The organism is uncultured Gemmiger sp., assembly GCA_944388105.1.
In the GTDB taxonomy this organism is placed as follows: Bacteria; Bacillota; Clostridia; order Oscillospirales; family Ruminococcaceae; genus Gemmiger.
In genome coordinates this window covers 13,154-32,549 of record CALXHN010000003.1, presented here as the reverse complement: position 1 = coordinate 32,549, position 19,396 = coordinate 13,154, and the positions used below count along the sequence as shown (strand labels likewise).

18 protein-coding genes and 1 riboswitch are annotated in these 19,396 nt (G+C 53.5%); all 18 genes read left to right on the top strand.

Annotation, left to right across the window (positions count from 1 at the left end; translation table 11 throughout):
• Positions 1–9: 9 nt before the first annotated feature.
• The 18 genes from Q0K17_RS00715 (at position 10) to Q0K17_RS00630 (ending at position 19,295) form a co-directional block, all read left to right on the top strand.
• Positions 10–1,242, top strand: a complete 1,233-nt coding sequence (locus Q0K17_RS00715) for an HlyD family efflux transporter periplasmic adaptor subunit (RefSeq protein ID WP_294538605.1) — start codon at positions 10–12, stop codon at positions 1,240–1,242.
• A gap of 167 nt (positions 1,243–1,409) precedes the next feature.
• Positions 1,410–1,871, top strand: coding sequence for a cell division protein SepF (locus tag Q0K17_RS00710; RefSeq protein ID WP_294538603.1), 462 nt, complete (start codon positions 1,410–1,412; stop codon positions 1,869–1,871).
• Positions 1,855–2,661 (top strand): YlmH/Sll1252 family protein, encoded by an 807-nt coding sequence (locus Q0K17_RS00705; protein ID WP_294538600.1) that lies wholly within the window; start codon positions 1,855–1,857, stop codon positions 2,659–2,661. Before Q0K17_RS00710 ends, Q0K17_RS00705 begins: the two co-directional genes overlap by 17 nt.
• Positions 2,662–2,709: 48 nt before the next feature.
• A complete protein-coding gene (locus Q0K17_RS00700) occupies positions 2,710–3,654 on the top strand; it encodes a DivIVA domain-containing protein (RefSeq protein WP_294538598.1) in 945 nt (314 codons plus the stop codon).
• Positions 3,655–3,739: 85 nt separating this feature from the next.
• Positions 3,740–6,517, top strand: coding sequence for an isoleucine--tRNA ligase (ileS, locus tag Q0K17_RS00695; RefSeq protein ID WP_294538595.1), 2,778 nt, complete (start codon positions 3,740–3,742; stop codon positions 6,515–6,517).
• Between the two features lie 60 nt (positions 6,518–6,577).
• Positions 6,578–7,132 (top strand): signal peptidase II, encoded by a 555-nt coding sequence (gene lspA, locus Q0K17_RS00690; RefSeq protein WP_294538592.1) that lies wholly within the window; start codon positions 6,578–6,580, stop codon positions 7,130–7,132.
• Complete coding sequence (locus tag Q0K17_RS00685) at positions 7,119–8,045, top strand: RluA family pseudouridine synthase (RefSeq protein WP_294538679.1); 927 nt, start codon at positions 7,119–7,121, stop codon at positions 8,043–8,045. The genes lspA and Q0K17_RS00685 overlap by 14 nt, the downstream gene beginning before the upstream one ends.
• Positions 8,042–8,872 (top strand): HAD family hydrolase, encoded by an 831-nt coding sequence (locus tag Q0K17_RS00680; protein WP_294538589.1) that lies wholly within the window; start codon positions 8,042–8,044, stop codon positions 8,870–8,872. The genes Q0K17_RS00685 and Q0K17_RS00680 overlap by 4 nt, the downstream gene beginning before the upstream one ends.
• Positions 8,873–8,898: 26 nt before the next feature.
• Positions 8,899–9,369, top strand: coding sequence for a PTS sugar transporter subunit IIA (locus tag Q0K17_RS00675; RefSeq protein ID WP_294538586.1), 471 nt, complete (start codon positions 8,899–8,901; stop codon positions 9,367–9,369).
• A gap of 13 nt (positions 9,370–9,382) precedes the next feature.
• A riboswitch (Fluoride riboswitch) is annotated at positions 9,383–9,454 on the top strand.
• A 57-nt stretch (positions 9,455–9,511) separates the two neighbouring features.
• Positions 9,512–10,804 carry a cation:proton antiporter gene (locus Q0K17_RS00670; protein ID WP_366776592.1) on the top strand — a complete coding sequence of 431 codons (1,293 nt, stop codon included), beginning with the start codon at positions 9,512–9,514 and terminating at the stop codon, positions 10,802–10,804.
• 124 nt (positions 10,805–10,928) lie between these two features.
• The gene (locus tag Q0K17_RS00665; protein ID WP_294538584.1) at positions 10,929–11,954 is read left to right on the top strand and encodes an ABC transporter substrate-binding protein; all 1,026 of its coding nucleotides are present in this window, start codon (positions 10,929–10,931) and stop codon (positions 11,952–11,954) included.
• Between the two features lie 138 nt (positions 11,955–12,092).
• Entirely contained in the window at positions 12,093–12,995 is a 903-nt protein-coding gene (locus Q0K17_RS00660) for an ABC transporter permease (protein ID WP_366776598.1), read from the top strand.
• Positions 12,988–13,779, top strand: coding sequence for an ABC transporter ATP-binding protein (locus Q0K17_RS00655; RefSeq protein WP_294538580.1), 792 nt, complete (start codon positions 12,988–12,990; stop codon positions 13,777–13,779). The genes Q0K17_RS00660 and Q0K17_RS00655 overlap by 8 nt, the downstream gene beginning before the upstream one ends.
• 183 nt (positions 13,780–13,962) lie before the next feature.
• A complete protein-coding gene (locus tag Q0K17_RS00650) occupies positions 13,963–14,610 on the top strand; it encodes an HAD hydrolase-like protein (protein ID WP_294538578.1) in 648 nt (215 codons plus the stop codon).
• A gap of 41 nt (positions 14,611–14,651) precedes the next feature.
• Positions 14,652–16,316, top strand: coding sequence for an SGNH/GDSL hydrolase family protein (locus tag Q0K17_RS00645; protein ID WP_294538575.1), 1,665 nt, complete (start codon positions 14,652–14,654; stop codon positions 16,314–16,316).
• 67 nt (positions 16,317–16,383) lie between these two features.
• The gene (locus Q0K17_RS00640) at positions 16,384–16,533 is read left to right on the top strand and encodes a hypothetical protein (RefSeq protein WP_294538572.1); all 150 of its coding nucleotides are present in this window, start codon (positions 16,384–16,386) and stop codon (positions 16,531–16,533) included.
• A gap of 13 nt (positions 16,534–16,546) precedes the next feature.
• Positions 16,547–17,296, top strand: coding sequence for a YjjG family noncanonical pyrimidine nucleotidase (locus Q0K17_RS00635; RefSeq protein WP_294538570.1), 750 nt, complete (start codon positions 16,547–16,549; stop codon positions 17,294–17,296).
• A 100-nt stretch (positions 17,297–17,396) separates the two neighbouring features.
• On the top strand, positions 17,397–19,295 hold the full coding sequence (locus Q0K17_RS00630; protein WP_294538567.1) for an ABC-F family ATP-binding cassette domain-containing protein: 1,899 nt from the start codon (positions 17,397–17,399) through the stop codon (positions 19,293–19,295).
• Positions 19,296–19,396: the final 101 nt, after the last annotated feature.

Genomic DNA, 19,396 nt, shown 5'->3' with positions numbered 1-19,396 from the left:
GGATTGCAGATGCTGGAACGGGAAAAGCGCCGCCGAGCAGCCTTAAAGGCAGCCGTAGCTATGGGAACGCTGCTTTTTTTGCTGGCGGCGGTGTACATCGTTATACAGCTGTATGCAATCCTGGGGCGGGAATACAAGACAGAGACCGCTATAGCTGCTACCATGGCGGACAGTGTGGAGCTCCCCGGTTTTGTTATGTTTGATGCTGTCAATGTGTCCGGAGAGGGAAATCTCGGATATCTGGCAGAAGATGGAGAACGTGTGGCAGAGGGGGCCGTCATTGCAGAAAAGTATACGGATGATTCACAGAGCAGCGCGAGGGAACAACTGATTCGATTGGATAACAGCATTGATTTGCTGACAAAATCCCAGAACTCAGCCGGCAATGATCTGACACTGCTGACCACCCAGACACAAACGGCGCTGTACAATCTGCTGGACCAGCTGGATACGGCTTCCTACAGCGGCATGGTGGATGCGGAATCGGAATTTTTGCTGGCCCAGAACCGGATGCAGATTTCTACCGGGCAGTCCAGCGGTTTTCAGTCAACCATTGCAGCGCTGCAGGCCGAACGTGATCAGGTGGCCGCGCAGCTGGAGGGGCTGGAAACCATCACCGCCGAAAAAAACGGGTATTTCATTTCAGCCGCATCTGCTATGCCGCTGGATTTGGATGAACAGACTCTGAAAGATGCCACGCCCACGCAGATACAGGAATTGCTGCAGCAGGGAGTGGCAGACAGCACGCAGGCCTTGGCCGGACGTATTGTGGAAGGATTTTCCTGGCGTTTCTATACTGTGTGTGACCTGGATACGGCACAGCGCTTTGATGGCATCACCAATGTGCGGATCAGTATACCGGGAAAAGAAGATACCCCGCTGGGGGCTACCGTCTTGTCTGTAGAAGCGGATGAGCAAGCCGGGGTGGCCAAAATTGTGATCGAGTGTCACACCATTAACGCGGACGTTCTCCGACTGGGTCAGGAAATGGCACAGATCGACCTTAAAATATATGAAGGAATCCGTATTGATAAAGCGGCTCTGCATATAGTCGATGGACAAAAGGGTGTTTACGTGAAATACGGCGATTTGCAGCGTTTCCGAAAGATCACCATTCTGTATGAGGATGACAAATATATGCTGGTGCCCGCCGATGGAGAGCTTGATTCCGACAACGAAGTACGTCTGTATGACGAAATCATTGTAGAGGGAAACAACCTGCAGGATGGCGGCTTGATTTAGTGCCTGATGGGGTGGAATTGTCGCCATCATATTGACATTTGGACAAAAAAAGACGATAATAGTTTATGTATATCGCTGGAATTATTGTCCGTCCGGCGCTATACGACCACCTGATATGGTACAGAAATTCTTATATTGTGATTTAGAGAAGCGAAGGAGAATTCATCATGTCAATGTTTGACGGCCTGAAAAATGTTCTGGGTATCAACCAGGACCCTGACGGGGATGCCTATGTAGACGATACCGAGGACGAAATCTTCGCAGGGGGACAGAGTGGCTCGGCTGCGCCGGATACCTATGCGCAGCGGGAACCTGTACAGCAGCGCAACAAGGTAGTCAATATCAACGCCACCACCCAGCTGCAGGTGGTTCTGGTCAAGCCGGAACGCTTTGATGATGCATCGACTATTGCAGATCAGCTCAATGCAAAACGCACGGTTGTGCTGAACCTGGAATCCACCAACAAGGAAGTGTCTCGTCGCCTGATTGACTTCCTGTCCGGTGTGGCTTACGCCAACAATGGCCAGATCAAGCGCGTAGCCACCAGTACTTTTATCATCACGCCCTACAATGTGGATATTATGGGCGATCTCATTGACGAGCTGGAGAACAATGGCGTCTTCTTCTGATGCGGCGGTTCGAGGATTCGTTCCGCCCCAAAACGAGGCTGAACGATTTCTGATGCATCGCGTGCAGGAGCTGTGTGCCCTGGCACAGCGGCGCGGCATACCACGCTGTACAGGGTTTCTGTCTGACAGAGAACAGGCACTTGCGACGGCAGCCATCCATCGTGAAGACTGTACGTATGCCCGCTTCTGGGGCGGCTGGCCCCACGCCGAACGGAAGGTGCTGTGTCTGGAACCGCCGGACACCTGGCCTCTGGAACCTGTTGCGGCGCTCCGTTTGACTGCGCAGAATGCACAGCCGTCCGATGCCCCCGGCCACAGAGACTACTTGGGTGCCATACTTGGATTGGGGCTTGATCGGGCTTGCCTGGGGGATATCCTCCCGGATCCGCAGGACCCATGTGTTATGTATGCATTTGTTCTGGAGGATAAGCTGGAATTTCTGGTACAGGAACTGCATCAGGCCGGCAGCTGGAGCGTTCGGGCACAGGCCTGTGAACAGCTGCCCTCCCACGTGATGGAAGAACCGGAGAGGGAACTGCACGATACTACGGTATCCAGTTTGCGGGCGGATGCCGTGCTGGCGGCCATGATGCATACATCTCGCAGCATTGCTGCCCAGGCGATTTCCGGCGGTAAGGTAGAGATCAATCATCTGCCGCTGAAAAGCGTCTCCGAACCCGTTTACGCCAAGGACTTGTTTACCGTTCGCGGGGCAGGACGCTGGCGTGTGCAGGAAGTGGGCGGAACAAGCCGCAAAGGACGCCTTTTCATTACCTATTTTCAATATTGAGCAGGATCGAAAACGATACGGCTTTTGCCCGAACAGGAGGAGTAACGGATGATTGCTTCGGAGGATGTCCGCCGCGTGACTTTTGAGCGTGCAATGCGTGGGTACCGCTGCGAGGATGTGGACGATTATCTCAAGCAAGTGGCAGACAGTATCGACGCGCTGAGCGCCGAGAACGAGGATTTGCAGAAAAAGCTGGTCGTACTGGCCCAGAGAATTGACCAGTACCGTGCCGAAGAAGATACTCTTCGCACAACCATGATCAACGCCCAGCGTTTGGGCGAAAATGTGATCCGGGAAGCCAAACAGAAAGCGGCCGAGATCATCCGTGCGGCCAATATCAAGTCGGAAGATCGTGAGCAGCACGCTCGTGACGAGGTGGAACTGGCCAAGCAGGAGCTGATCACCTTGAAAAAGGAGGCCGACAGCTTCAAAAAAACCTTGATGGGGATGTATCGGGAACACATTGAGGTGCTCAGTAAGATTCCCGAATACCCGGGAGAGTTGGCACAGGAAGCTGCAGCGGAACAGAAAGCGCAGGCTGCAGCTGCTGCTTACTCCGCACCTGAACCTGAACCGCAGCCGCAGCCCGTACAGGAGGAGCCTGTTGAGGAACCCGTCGTCGTTCAGCCGGAGCCCGTACCTCAACCTGAACCGGTGTATCAGCAGCCTGAACCGGAATACTATGATCCGGAACCGGCTGATCCCGCATCGGGCGGCAAAATCAGCACCGTTGAATTTGCCATCGCCCCCAAGCCGGATGAACCGGAACAGAACTATTATGATCCTTCCCAGGAGGCACAGCCGGCGGATGATTTGCCGGATGCTTCCGGTTTGTATGCGGATATTCCGCCTGAACAGCCTAAAAAAGCATCCCGTGGCCGTAGTGCCGGCAAGAAAACCACCACCCGGAAACCCAAAGCAACCAAGCAGCCCAAGGGGGATACCCTGCCTGCTGCATTTGACTCTTTCCAGGGCGTGGACTATAACGACTGACCCCGCATAAAATTCGCGGCGGCCGCTAAGGCTGCCGCGGTTTTGCGGTCAATTTAATAAACAAACATAGAGGGAGTTGGAGACCTTGGCGCAAAATTACAACGATACCATCCACAAGATGGCTACCCCGTTTGAGATGCGGGCCGGCCTGCCGAAAAAAGAACCCAAAATGCTGGAAGACTGGGAGAAAAACCATGTCTATGAGCAGATGATCAAGAATAATGAGGGCTGTCCGGATTTCATCCTGCACGATGGCCCTCCGTATGCCAACGGCAGTATTCATATGGGTACGGCTCTGAACAAGATCATCAAGGATATCATCATCCGCTACAAGAATATGGCCGGATTCCGGGCGCCGTACATTCCTGGCTATGATACCCATGGCCTGCCCATCGAGCTGAAGGCTCTGGGTTCTCTGGGCGACAAGAAAGCCGGCATCTCCAAGCTGGAACTGCGCCATATCTGCCGCGAGTTCGCCACCGAGCACATCGACGTGATGAACAGTCAGTTCAAACGTCTGGGCGTGCAGGGCGACTTCGAAAATCCCTATCTGACTCTGCGTCCGGAATTTGAAGCCCGCCAGGTGGAAATTTTCGGCAAGATGGCTCAGAAAGGGTACATCTACAAGGGAAAGCGGGTTGTCTACTGGTGCCCTGAGGACCAGACTGCCCTGGCCGAAGCCGAGATCGAGTACGGCGAGGATGAGTGCGATTCTCTGTACGTCCGTTTCAAGCTGACCGGCGACCCCAACGGCGTTTTGGCCAAGGCCGGTGTGCCGCTGGACAAGGCCTGGATCGTAATCTGGACGACCACTACCTGGACTCTGCCCGCCAACGTGGCCACCTGTCTGCATCCTGATTTTGACTATACCTTCGTCAAGATTGGCGAGGATTATCATATCATGGCCGCCGAGCGCGTGGAATCCACCATGAAGGCCTGCAGCATCGAGGATTACACCGTTCTGGATGTCCGCATCCCTGGCCGCGATCTGGAAATGATGGAGTACAAGCATCCCTTCCTGGATCGCACCGGACTGGTCATCCTGGGCAACCATGTTACGCTGGACAGCGGCACTGGCTGTGTCCATACCGCTCCCGGCCACGGCGCCGAGGACTTTGATGCCTGCGTGGGACATTATCCCCAGCTGCCCATCGTCATGCCGGTGGACGCAGCCGGCTGTCTGACCGAAGAGGCGGGCAAGGAGTTTGCTGGTCTGAAGGTCTGGACCGCCAACAAGGTCATTCTGGAACATATTCGGGAAAGCGGCCACCTCATGGGTGTGGAGCACATTGTGCACCAGTATCCCCATTGCTGGCGCTGCCATCATCCCATCATCTACCGCGCTACCGAGCAGTGGTTCTGCTCCATTGATGCTTTCAAGGATGACGTCTATAAGGCTATCGACAATGTCAAGTGGCAGCCCGCCTGGGGGCATGACCGCATGACCGGTATGGTCCGTGACCGCAGTGACTGGTGTATCTCTCGTCAACGCGTGTGGGGCGTGCCCATCCCGGCTTTCTACTGCAAGAAGTGCGGCAAGTATCACATCACCGAGACCTCCATCAAGGCGGTTTCCGACCTGTTCCGCAAGGAAGGCAGTGACGCTTGGTACAAGTACGACGCCAACGATATCATGCCCAAGGGCGAGACCTGTGAATGCGGTGCTTCTGATTGGGAGAAGGACTCCGACATCATGGATGTCTGGTTCGATTCCGGCTCCACCTGGAGTGCTGTCTGCCGTGAGCGCAAGGAACTGCGTTGGCCCGTGGATCTGTATATGGAAGGCGCTGACCAGTTCCGTGGCTGGTTCCAGTCCAGCCTGCTGACCAGTGTTGCCACGGAGGGGATTGCTCCGTACAAGGGCGTCCTGTGCCACGGCTGGGTCGTGGATGCCCAGGGCAAGCAGATGCACAAGTCTGCCGGCAACGGCATGGAACCCTCCGAGATCATCCGGGACTATGGTGCCGATATCATTCGTCTGTGGGTCGCTTCCAGCGATTACACTGTGGACGTTCGTGCCGGCAAGGAGATCTTCAAGCAGCTGTCCGAAGCCTACCGCAAGATGCGCAACACAGCCCGTTTCATGCTGGGCAACCTGGGCGACTTTGAACCCGTCAAGGATATGGTGGCCGAGGACCAGCTGTTCGAGATTGATCGCTGGGCTCTGGAAGCGGTGGCCGAGCTGACCCGCACCATGCGTGCCGCGTATGACGAGTACGACTTCTCCCGCGCCTACCATGCCATCTATAACTTCTGTGTCATTGACATGTCCAACTTCTATATGGACGTGATCAAGGATCGTCTGTACTGTTCTGACGACCATGCCCGCCGCTGCGCCCAGACGGCACTGTACCGCATCCTGGTGGACTTCACCAAGTTGCTGGCTCCCATCCTTTGCTTCACCAGCCAGGAGATCTGGAGCTACATCCCCAAGATGCCGGACATGAAAGAGTATGTGGTGTTCGAGCGGATGCCCGAGCCGCAGCCGGCTGCTGATGAAGCATTTACCTCCAAGTGGGAACGCATCATGGCTGTGCGTGACGATGTCAAGAAGGTTCTGGAACAGGCTCGCGCTGATAAGGTGATCGGCTCTTCTCTGGAAGCCTCTGTGACGCTGTACTGCAGTGATGAGATGTATGACTTCCTCAACGTTATCCCCATGGATGAACTGGCTGACCTGATGATCGTTTCCCAGGTTAAGCTGGAAAAGGGCGAAGGCGGCGCCAAGGGTGCTGTGGACGGCCTGGGTGTCAGTGCCGCTCATGCCGCTGGCAACAAGTGCCTGCGCTGCTGGAAATTTGACGATGCTGTAAACGAGGATGGCTTGTGCCCGCGCTGCGCTTCCGTCCTGAACCGCGCCTGAGTTTCCGATTTTCGGCACCCGGGCAAGAAACAATGCCTCGTGGGCGGTGCTTTGCATCTGATGGAAAGCACCGCCTTTTGCGGCATGACGAAAGGTAATTTTCCTATGCTGTATGGCATTTTCTTTGTAATTGGCGGTCTGGCCTTGGCAGCACTGGATCAGCTGCTGAAAATTTGCGCCACGACGTATCTTCTCCCTGTGGGACAGGCTCCGCTGATTCCGGGGCTTATTGAGCTGCAGTATGTACTGAATGATGGGATGGCCTTTTCCATGCTCAGTGGACGCCGTTGGCTGCTGATCGGCGTGACCAGCCTTGTTCTGCTTGCGGTGATTGTGGTTTTGATTGCGCGTCCTATGCCCCGTCTGGATCGCATCACCTGGATGCTGATTTTGGGAGGCGGCCTGGGTAACCTGATCGATCGTGTGCGTACCGGTGTGGTGGTTGACTATTTGAATTTCCAATTTATGGAATTTCCTGTGTTCAATTTTGCCGATATCTGCGTATGCACCGGTGTGGGGCTGCTGATTCTGTCCTTGTTGCTGGACATGCGCCGGGAACACCGCTCCGGTTCCGCCACGTCCGTTCATGAAAATCATACCGATGCAGACGCTTGAGTTTGTAGCCGGACCGCAGGATGCCGGACAAAGAATGGACCGTTGGCTGTCCGGATGTTGTGCTGATGTTTCACGCAGCGCCCTACAGGCACTGATGGAACAGGGGATGGTGCTGCGTAACGGCGTTGCGGTCAACAAAAAAGATAAGGTAGCAGCCGGCGACACGGTACAGTTGACGCTGCCAGACCCCCAGCCCATTGAAGCCGTCCCCCAGCCGATTCCTCTGGACATTGTGTATGAAGATGAACATCTTTTGGTCGTTAACAAGCCCAAAGGGATGGTGGTCCACCCGGCACCCGGAAATCCGGACGGCACATTGGTGAACGCTCTGCTTTACCATTGTGCGGGTGGTCTTTCCGGCATTGGCGGTGCAATTCGTCCCGGCATTGTCCACCGTATTGACAAAGATACCAGCGGGCTGCTGGTCGTGGCAAAGGATGATGCCACCCATCAGGGATTGAGTGCTCAGATGGCTGTCCACGATATCCACCGGGTGTATCACGCTGTTGTGTATGGCAACCTGAAAGAAGACGCCGGCACGGTGGATGCACCTATCGGTCGAGACCCAAAAGATCGGAAAAAAATGGCGGTAACACAGCTGAATTCCAAACCTGCCCGCACCCATTGGACGGTGTTGGAGCGTTTCGGAAATTTTACCTATATCGCCTGCAAGCTGGAAACGGGACGTACCCATCAGATACGGGTACATATGGCATCCATCGGGCACCCTTTGGCCGGGGATGCGGTCTATGGTCCCCGGACGGTATTGCGCTTCCTGAACGGGCAGTGTCTGCACGCCAAAGAACTGGGCTTTGTACATCCCATTACCGGAGAAAAACTTTGCTTTAACAGCGAATTGCCGACGTATTTCCAAGACTATCTGATGCGTCTGAGAAAGGAACATCGTAGATGAAACGGAACCTGCATGACTATCTGGTTTTTTGCGATATGGACAACACACTGCTGACGGCGAAGGAAGGAATTCCTGAATGCAATCGCACCGTTATCCGTTTGTTCATCCAGATGGGTGGTCGTTTTACGGTGGCCTCCGGCCGTCCGCCGGAATCCATTCGGGCCGCATTGGGAGATATCCGGTTGTCATTGCCGGCTATTTCCTGCAATGGGGCTCTGCTCTATGATTTTTCTTCCAACCGTGTATTGCGCCATGCTACGCTGGAACGGTCCCAAGCAACAGCTGCTATCCTGGATATCATGCAAAAGTTCCCTCAGATTGGTGTGGAAGTGATGGCCGGTGCAGGGGAGATGTATGTCATCCGGGCCAATACATATACCCATGCTCATCAGGTAGATGAAAAATTGTCCGGAGTGGCATGTCCGGTAGACAGTGTGCCGGATGGTTGGGTCAAAGTGGTGTTTGCCGCAGATCCGGAAACCATCCGCAAAGTAGGGCAGTATGCCAAAACACGTTACTATGGACGTGAAAATTATTTCCTGGCCACCAACAGTATCTACCTGGAAATCATGCCTTCCGGCATAGGAAAGGCATCCGGCCTGCGGGATATGTGTACCTTGCTGGGCGAGCAAATCCAGAACACATTGGTCATCGGAGATTATTACAATGATCTGGAAATGATGCAGCAGGCGGGCTATTCTGTGGCGGTTGCCAACGCGCCGGCAGAAGTGAAAGCTGCCGCCAATGAAGTGACTACCTGCACCTGTACAGAAGGCGCGGTAGGCGAGTTTCTGTACAAATTGATTGAGCAGGCAACGACCTATTGATCGATCCGGAAAGGTGTGTGTCCGCCATGCGTGTAAGTGACCTATTGAATCGGGACAGTGTTCTGCTGCATGCAGACATACAGGATGCAGCGGACGCCTTGGGTGTGTTGGTAGAGCTCCAGGAATCCAATGGTGTCATTACCAACGGAACGGCCTATTACAATGCGGTGTGTGAGCGGGAAGCTGCCGGCGGAAGTACCGGCATTGGGGATGGCATAGCCCTCCCTCATGCCTGCAACGCCGGTGTGGCGGCTCCAGGAGTAGCTGCCCTGACATTGCGCCGTGGGGTGGATTGGGGGGCTCCGGACAACCGTCCGGTTGACCTGATTTTTATGATCGCTGTACCGACCCAGGCACAGGCAGAGCACCTGTTGATTCTGGCACGCCTGGTCAATCTGCTGTCAGACACCAATCTGGTGAAGGAGCTGCGTGCCAGCGTATCCCGCGAGGATTTTATCATGCGCATGGCCCGGGCGGAGGCATCTCGATTTGCCTGACACCTGTCCATGAAGAAGCAAGGGGAATGAAGTTCTCCCCGGGGTTACCCGAACCGCTGAAAAGGCTGATGACTTCTGTGTTCAATTCCGACGCAGAAGGTGTCAGCCTTTTTTTGCGTCCATTTTCAAGGAGGATTTCTCTATGCTTACATCTCTGGCTTTGATTTTTCTTGTCGGGCTCTCTGCAGCAGCCTTGTGCCGGACTATACATCTGCCCCGCATCATCGGTATGCTGCTGACTGGCATTGTACTGGGTCCGTATGCACTGAATTTGTTGGATCCCCTGACTCTCCAGGCGTCTGCGGACCTGCGCCAGATGGCATTGGTCATTATCCTGCTCAAAGCAGGATTGTCTCTGAATCTTTCCGATCTGAAAAAAGTGGGGCGCCCTGCCGTCATGATGTCCTGCGTTCCCGCCACATGTGAACTCCTGGCTTTTGTCCTGCTGGCTCCGGCCATCCTGGGCGTTACTCGCATTGAAGGGGCTGTCATGGGCGCGGTACTGGCGGCAGTTTCTCCCGCGGTGGTTGTCCCACGGATGGTGCAGCTGATGGATCGGCACTGGGGAACTGAAAAGGGGATTCCTCAAATGATTATGGCAGGTGCTTCCTGCGATGATATCTATGTGATTGTGCTTTTTTCCACCTTTGTGGGGATGGCACAGGGAGGGAGCGCCCATTGGCAGGACTTTGCCAAGATCCCTGTTTCCATTGCGTTGGGCGTTCTTATAGGTGCGGTTGTGGGTATTGGTCTGTCGTTTTTCTTTGAAACCGCCTATGCCCGCCGTCATTATGTACGCAACAGTATGAAGGTTATTGTGGTACTGGGCGTTTGCTTCCTGTTAGTCGCTTTGGAAACCTGGCTGAAGCCGTATATTCCTGTGTCCGGATTGCTGGCCGTTGTATCCATGGCTTGTGCGCTGAAATTGAAAAGCACGGCCTTTGTCTCGAAACGATTGTCGGGAAAATTTGGTAAGCTCTGGCTGGCGGCGGAAGTTATCCTGTTCGTTATGGTGGGAGCGGCGGTGGATGTTCGTTATACCGTAGCGGCAGGTATTGCCTCCGTAGCAATGATTGCAGTTGCCCTCGTCTTTCGTGCTTTTGGCGTGTTTCTGTGCTTGTTTGGGCACGCGTCTGAATCGAAAGGAACGGCTGTTCTGTATGATTGCATACATGCCGAAGGCGACAGTGCAGGCTGCCATCGGTTCCGTTCCGCTTGCACTGGGATTGCCCTGCGGGCAGATTGTCTTGTCTGTGGCGGTTGTGGCGATCTTGATCACGGCTCCTTTGGGAGCCATGGGAATGGACGTTTCCTATCAAAAATTGCTGGAAAAACAGGACGCTACGGAGTCAAAATAAGGGATTTTCAAAGGACATGTTTTGCTTTTTCTTTCCAAAAATGTGCAGAATGCACAAATTCAGCAGCAGAAATCTGAATGGTTGTTTGATAAATTGTATATTGCCAGTTGCTGAAAGCTGTGATATACTTTAAAGCATTAAATCGCAAAAGAGATGTGCGAGTTCACTCTTTGCGACGTGAGGAAAGCAGGAGGAAGCAAGATGAAAAAGCGTATGATTTCCCTCATTACGGCCGGCTGCATGGTTCTTTCCATGGCTGGCTGCACTTCCGGCGGCAGCAGTCAGGCTGACGCATCTACAACGTCTGAAACATCTGCAACACAAAGTGCTGAGACCGCTGCAGAAGGTGCCAAGTATACTATTGGTATCTGCCAGCTGGTGCAGCATGATGCGCTGGATGCCGCAACCCAGGGCTTTAAGGATGCTATCGTGGAAGCGCTTGGCGAAGACGCCGTCACCTTTGACGAGCAGAATGCACAGAATGACACCAACACCTGTGCCACCATCATTACCGGTTTTGTAGCATCTGATGTGGATTTGATTCTGGCAAACGCTACGCCCGCGCTGCAGGCGGCACAGGCTGGCACAGATACGATTCCGGTGCTGGGAACTTCTGTTACGGAATATGGTGTGGCACTGGGCATTGACGACTTTGACGGTCTGGTTGGCACCAACATTTCCGGTACCAGCGATCTGGCGCCTCTGGATGAGCAGGCAGCTATGATTCAGGAACTCTTCCCGGATGCCAAGACCGTAGGCCTTCTGTATTGCAGCGCAGAAGCCAACAGCCAGTATCAGGTAGACACTGTCAAGGCCGATCTGGAAGCGATGGGGTATATCTGTGAATATTACGCTTTCAGCGACTCCAACGATCTGTCTACGGTTTGCCAGAGTGCAGCCGATGCCAGCGATGTAATCTACGTTCCCACCGACAATACAGCCGCCAACAACACCGAACTGATCAACAACATCTGCTACGGCAAGGTCCCCGTGGTTGCGGGTGAAGAGGGAATCTGCTCCGGCTGCGGCGTTGCTACCTTGTCTATCAGCTATTATGATCTGGGCGTAGCCACCGGTAAGATGGCAGTTAAGATCCTGACCGGCGAGAGCAAGGTCGAGGAGATGCCCATCGAATACGCTCCGCAGTTCACCAAGAAGTATAATCCGGCAAATGCCGAAGCGCTGGGAATTACGATTCCTGACGATTATGTCGCCATCGAAGAATAATAAACCAAGCGTTCTGCACTGAACAGCGGCAGAAAGCCACGGAAATGGGAAAACCGTTTTTCGTGGCTTTTTGCTGTGAATAAAACTGCTTTCAAAGAGAGGATTGTTCCCGTGGATATCACAACTTTGTTCAATGCCATGCCCGGTGCCTTCTCGCAGGGATTGATCTGGGCGATCATGGCCATCGGCGTTTACATTACTTTCCGGATCCTGGACGTAGCCGACCTGACTGTCGACGGTACTCTGGGTCTGGGCGGCGCTGTCTGCATCATGTGCATGCTGGCCGGAATGAACGTCTGGACTGCCATGTTGCTGGCCTTTATTGCCGGAATTCTGGCCGGATTGGTGACGGGCCTGTTCCATACCCTGATGGGAATTCCTGCCATTCTTGCCGGTATTCTGACCCAGCTTTCCCTGTATACAGTCAATCTGAAAGTCATGGGCAAAGCCAACCAGGCCATCAACGTGGATAAATATGATCTGCTGATTTCTCTGCGCTTTGTCAAGGGGGTACCTTTCTGGCAGAATACCATCGTAGTTGTCGCCCTGATCGTTGTGCTGCTGATTGCTGTTCTGTACTGGTTCTTCGGAACTGAACTGGGCTGTTCCATTCGCGCTACAGGCTGCAATGGCAATATGGCCCGCGCGCAGGGGATCAATACCAACTTCAATATCGTACTGGGGCTCATGCTTTCCAACGGTCTGGTGGCATTCTCCGGCGCACTGCTGTGCCAGTACCAGGGATTCGCAGATGTGTCCATGGGACGCGGCGCTATTGTCATCGGTCTGGCAGCTGTGGTCATCGGGGAAACACTGTTCGGCAAAGTATTCCGTAACTTTGCACTGAAACTGCTCAGTGTGGCCATCGGCAGCATTGTATATTATCTGGTCATGCAGATCTGTATCTGGTTCCGCATCGACACCGACCTGCTGAAGATGCTCAGCGCCATCGTGGTGGCTGTTTTCCTGGCCATTCCGTATTGGAAGGCCAAATACTTCACCAAGGTGAATGTCCGCAAGGGAGGCGCCGACAATGCTTGAACTGAAAAACGTCCATAAAACCTTCAATGTTGGCACAGTCAACGAAAAGGTGGCCTTGAACGGTCTGGAACTGAAACTGGAAGACGGCGATTTTGTGACGGTCATCGGCGGCAACGGTGCCGGCAAATCCACCATGCTCAACGCCATTGCTGGCGTATGGCCGATTGATATGGGCAAGATTCTCATTGATGGCAAAGACATCACCCGCTTGCCGGAACACAAACGTGCCCGCTATATCGGCCGTGTGTTCCAGGATCCCATGATGGGAACGGCCGGAACGATGGAGATTGAAGAAAATCTGGCCCTGGCTGCCCGCCGCGGCAACGCCCGCACGTTGAAAGTGGGCATCACCCGTCAGGAACGGGAAATGTACCGTGAACGACTGAAGATATTGGGCCTTGGTCTGGAAGATCGTATGACCAGCAAGGTTGGCCTTTTGTCTGGCGGCCAGCGGCAGGCCATCACCTTGCTGATGGCAACGCTGAAGAATCCGCGTCTGCTGTTGCTGGATGAGCATACGGCCGCGCTGGACCCCAAAACCGCCGCCAAAGTGCTGGAACTGTCCGAGAAAATCGTCCAGCAGAATCAGCTGACCACCTTGATGATCACTCACAATATGCGGGATGCCATAAAGTACGGCAACCGCCTGATTATGATGCATGAAGGACGCATCATTTATGATGTGCGCGGAGCGGAGAAACAGTCGCTCCAGGTATCCGATCTTCTGGCACGCTTTGAGCAGCTCAGCGGCGATGGTGCCAATGACAGAATGCTTCTTTCCTGAGCAATTCCCGGGAACGTCGGCAGCATTGCCGGCGTTCTTTTTTGTGGTGAAAGGGATTTTTCACAAAAGGATATCAAATTGACAGGAAGTGATTTTCAAATCTGTCATTTTGTGCTATAATATGTTTCACTGTTATAGTGCGGTGGTACGCTTACCGGAACCCAAACCAAGGGAGGAACGCAGATGCTGTTTTATGATGCTGTTCTGTTTGATGTGGACGGCACGTTGCTGCACTCCCGTCCTGGAATATTGGATACGTTTGCCTATGCGTTTCGCATGATGGGGCTTGACCCGTCCTCTATGGATCTGGGACGCTATTTGGGACCGCCTTTACGGCAAAGTTTTGCGGAGCATTTTTCGGATGATGCGGATGTGGAGCGTGCCGTTCAGTTCTATCGGTCCCGATATGCGCAGCACGGCATGCATATGTGTGCACCTTTTCCCGGAGTGGTGGATATGCTTCGCACACTTCGGGAAGCGGGGCTGTTCCTGGCGACAGCCACTTCCAAACCAACGGCCGTTGTGACGCCTATCCTGGAAGAACAGGGGCTTGCCGGCTATTTTGACCGCATAGGCGGCGCCAGTCTGGACAAAAGCGTTGATACCAAGACCGCCGTGATTCGCACGGTTCTGGCGGACCCTCGCCTCACAGGAAAAAGAATTCTGATGGTGGGTGATCGTCAGGATGATATGCAGGGCGCCGCTGACTGCGGGATTCCCGCTGCGGGGGTTCTGTACGGGTATGGCAGCCTGGAAGAGCTGACTGCATGGGAGCCGGTCTTTTTGGCGACTGACAGTGAGCAGCTGACACAGTATATCCTGAACAATTAAAAGATTTCACCGCAACACTAGGAACGGAGGTATCTTTCCATATGAGCCGCAACGGTTTCCGCGGGGCTTCTTTCAGCCCCATCCAGCGCCGAGCCTGCCTTGTGCTGGTGCTGTGTGTACTGGCTGTTATCATCACTTTTGTTTGTGCCTGGATCGTTCCCGGCATGCTTGGAGCCGGCAAGGGTAGCAAAACTGATTATGACAGCAGCCTGTATCCCGTGGATACTTCTTTGGATGCTGTCCTGAAGGAGGGAACTTCTTCCGATTCTTCCTATGCCTCCACTGTGATTTATGTGGGGGATGACTATACGGCATCTCTCAAGAGTTCCGGACAGATCACACTAAATCAGTATCTGGGCAAGGAAGGACTTTCTGTCAGTAAGGCTCTGCAGGAATATTGCGTCTATTTTGAGGGCGATTCCAACTCCTATACCATCCCCCAGGCACTTGCAAAGATGAAGCCTCGCCGGATTGTGGTCACCCTCGGTTCTAATGATTTGTCCTCCGGACTGACAGCGGAGGCTTTTGTGCAGGATTATAAGCATATGCTGGAAGGCTTTTCCACTGCCTACTCATATTGTGACATTATTGTCAATGCGATTCCGCCTGTGACCGAAGACTCGGAGAACGCAGCGGCCAATCAGCTTCTGATCGACCAGTACAACCAGGCGCTTGCTTCCATGTGCAACGACGCCGGCTATAAATTCCTCAACAGCTCCGAAGCACTGAAAGCGGAAAACGGATTTGCTGACAGCAACTTTATCAGCGGCAAATCCTTTACCACCAACGGGGCAAAGGAATTGGTGAATTATATTACCTCCCATGCCTATGATTCGGATGACCGCCGTCCCGATACCAATGATATTCCAACCCGTGCGGAATCTGCATCCCAGTCTTCCAGCAGCGCACCGACGGCAACGCCCACCGCAACTCCTTCTGTGCACAAAGTAACGTTTGAAATCGAAGAAGGCAAGGGCACGCTGAACGGAAACGGGCAGACAGGTGTGACCAAACTGGAATTTGAGGTACCGGATGGCGAGACCGTTTCTGTTGAAGCTGTACCGTCTGACGGATATACCTTCTTCGGATGGAGTGACGGAATCAAAAACACCAAGTGGGTCAAAAAGGTCACACAGGATATTTCTGTCACGGCCATGTTCAATCAGAAAACCACGGTTACGTTGACCATCGATGAAGGCAACCGCAATATGAATCTGGGGGACAGCGTCACCTTCCATGCCTCGCTGGTAGTCAATGATGCGGCAGCCAGTGCCGACAATGTCCAGTGGGCAGTGAACGGCGACCTGATGCGCAACGGTTACAGTTTTGAATTCAAACCCACTGCCACCGGTACCTATACAGTGAAGGCCGGGGTGGAGATCGATGGCGTATATGCCTCCAACGAGGTGACGGTCACCGTCGCCGATGCACCGACCAAAGTGTCCATTACGGGTGTGTCCAGCATGCCGGCAGGAAGTTCAACCACCTTCACCGCTACCGTAGAAAACCAATCCGGTGATATCACATGGTCTTGTCCCCAGAAGCCGGACTGGTCCGCCACCGGTAATACAGCACAGTTCACGGCCAATGGCGTGGGTGAATATACGATCCGCGCAACCAATAACGGAAAAACCGCGGAGTTCAAATTAACCGTTACTGAAGCGCCGACACCCTCTCCCGCCGCTTCCGGCTCGGAAAGCCAATAAGTCGGACGGCCGGCACTTTGACCGCTCTGCCGCTTTCTGCATACAATGAAAGCGGAGGTGCTGTCTTATGAATGCATGTGAAGAGTTGTTTGTGCCGCAGCTTGGGTTCGAAGATGTGACGGACGGTTCAGTCGAAAACTACGATCTGGATTGGCCGCTGGCAGAAGCGGTACAAGAGACGGATTGTATTTCCGATATGCCGGAAACGGGCAAATAACAGGAGCAACTATATGGCCTATTATACTTGTTTGTTATTGGATGCAGATAATACACTGCTGGATTTTGATGCTGCCGAGCGGCAGGCTTTGACCGATACCTTGACGCACTATGAGCTGCCCCATGATGAAGCTGCGCTGGATGTTTACCACCAGGTTAATCGTCAGCTGTGGGACCGGCTGGCAAAAGGGGAGCTGACAAAAAACAAGCTGTTTGCCATTCGGTTTGGCCAGTACCTGAAAGCCATGGATTTGCCTGATAATGGCAAAGGTCGGGAAATGAATGACTTTTATGAGGATCAGCTGGCCAATCATGCTGATCTGATTCCCGGCGCGTTGTCGGCTCTGAATGAATTGGCTGAGGTGGCTACTCTGGCCATTGTCTCCAACGGTGCATACAAAGTTCAGAAATCCCGTATTGATGCTTCTGGACTCGAGCAGTTTATGGATGGCATCTATATCTCTGAAAAAGTGGGTGCCACAAAGCCGAACCCCAAAATCTACGAAGCGGCTTTGCGTGATCTGGGTATCACCAACAGGTCCAGGGTCCTTGTTGTGGGGGATGATTTGCTGGCCGACATCCGGGGCGGAAAAAATGCCGGCTTGGACACCTGTTGGGTAAATTTCACCGGTGCGGAAAATCAAACGGGGATCGAGCCCAAATATACGATTGGCTCGTATGAGGCATTGTATCAGATCGTAATGGAGCCGGAAGAACTGGAAAATGTGGGTGTGCGTAACCGCCGTCACATGAATGACCAGTAAGAGAAAGAACATGCCGCTGCTCTGTCGGGCAGCGGCATCTTTCGGTGTACGGTATCCCTGTATGAGATAGAGGAATGAAGGACGAAAGGTTGAAATCATCATGTTGATTGAACTTCAGAACCTTGGGAAAAGTTTTGGAGAGCACGAGGTTCTGGCCGGCATAACGGCAGGGGTGGAACGCGGCGATCGAATCGGGATCATTGGTGCAAACGGGACTGGAAAAACAACGCTTCTTCGTATCCTTTGCCAGGAAAGTCAGCCGGATACAGGGGATGCAGTGTTTGCGTCCGGTGTTACCTGCGGATACCTGGAACAGTCCGGACACCTGGACCCGGAAAAGGATATTTACGAAACCATGAAGCTTGCTTTCGCGCCCGCTCTGCAAGCGATGGAAGAAATGGAAGGGCTGCAGAAGCAGCTGGCCCTGCCCCACGATCCGGAAGTGGAAGAGCGCATTGCGCATTGTACTGCTGTGATTGATGCTCTGGACGCCTATAATATGGATACCCAGATCAAGAAGGTACTCAACGGAATGGGATTCCCCGCAGACACCTGGGCAAAAAAGGCAGGGGTCCTGTCCGGCGGAGAACAGACGCGCCTGCGTCTGGCCCGTCTCCTGCTGGAAAGACCGGATATCTTGATTCTGGATGAGCCCACCAACCATCTGGATCTCGAGACGATGGAGTGGCTGGAAAACTATCTCAAAACCTATCGTGGTGCCGTTCTGGTCGTGAGCCATGACCGCTATTTTCTCGATGCGGTCTGTACAAGGATCTGGGAGTTGGCCGGCAAGACTATTCTGACCTACAAAGGAAATTACTCCGCTTATTTACCGCAGAGGGAAGCGGCCGATGAACGGCAGCAGAAGATGCACGATGCAGCCGTCGAAAAAGCAGCCAAGCTGCAGGAATACATCGATCGCAATCTGGTGCGTGCCTCCACAACAAAAATGGCACAAAGCCGCCGTAAACAGCTGGAAAAGCTGGAAATTGTGGATGCGCCGCAGCGCCAGGGGCGGGATCTTAACTTCCGGTTTGAATATGACATTGAGCCCTATGATGAACTTGTTATTATGAAAGGACTGACCATCCGCATCGGAGAACGGACACTTCTGCATCCCTTTGATTATACCGTTCATCGGGGCGACAAGTTGGTGATTGCCGGACCGAACGGCGCCGGCAAGTCCACCTTGCTGCAGGTCCTGGATGGTAAACGCCGTCCGTCCGGCGGCATGGTGCGTCTGGGGTCTGGTGCAAAGATCGGTATCTTTACCCAGCAGCAGGCCCGACGCGCAGGGCGGGTAATTGATGCCATCTGGAATCAGTATCCCCGTTTTACGGAGCTGGAAGTCCGAAGCCATTTGGCCCGCTTCGGATATCGCGGGGAAGAAGTGTTCAAAGATTGCGCAACTTTGTCCGGCGGCGAGCTTGCCCGCCTTCGCTTTTCGGAACTGGTGCTGGAACGTCCGAATCTTATGTTTTTGGACGAGCCAACCAACCACCTGGACATCTATATGCGGGAAAGTCTGACAAACGCTCTGGCCGCATACACTGGTACTTTGGTGTTGGTAACGCATGACCGTTATCTGATGCAGACTCTTGGCTGCCCCATTCTGCATCTGGAAGATGGAAACGCTGTCATGTACCGGGATTTTGCCGCTTTGCATGCGGCGTCTTCCGGAGCAGAAACTCCAAAACAGCCCAACAAAGAAGAACGTTCCGCGCGACCCGGCTATGGAAAAGAGCAGCGCCGTCGCCGCGCCGAATTGCGAAACAGCATCCGGGATTTGGAAAACAAAATCGAAGAATTGGGCGCACATATTGTTGAACTGGAGAATGAAATCAATGATCCCGAGGTATTGAAAGATCATCTTTTGCTGCGGGATAAATGCGATGAACTGGATGATGCCCGTTTTCATCAGCAGGAACTCTTTGACAGATGGGAAAAACTCGCGGAAGAACAAGAACAGCTGGAGGCTGAAGAGGCTTCGGATTCCTGATACTTGCACAGGATAGCCAACTGTTTACATATCTGTAACTTGCTTTCTGGCAAAAACGCGGTATACTTATTAAAAATGGCCGTTATGTGCCTGCAGGGCAT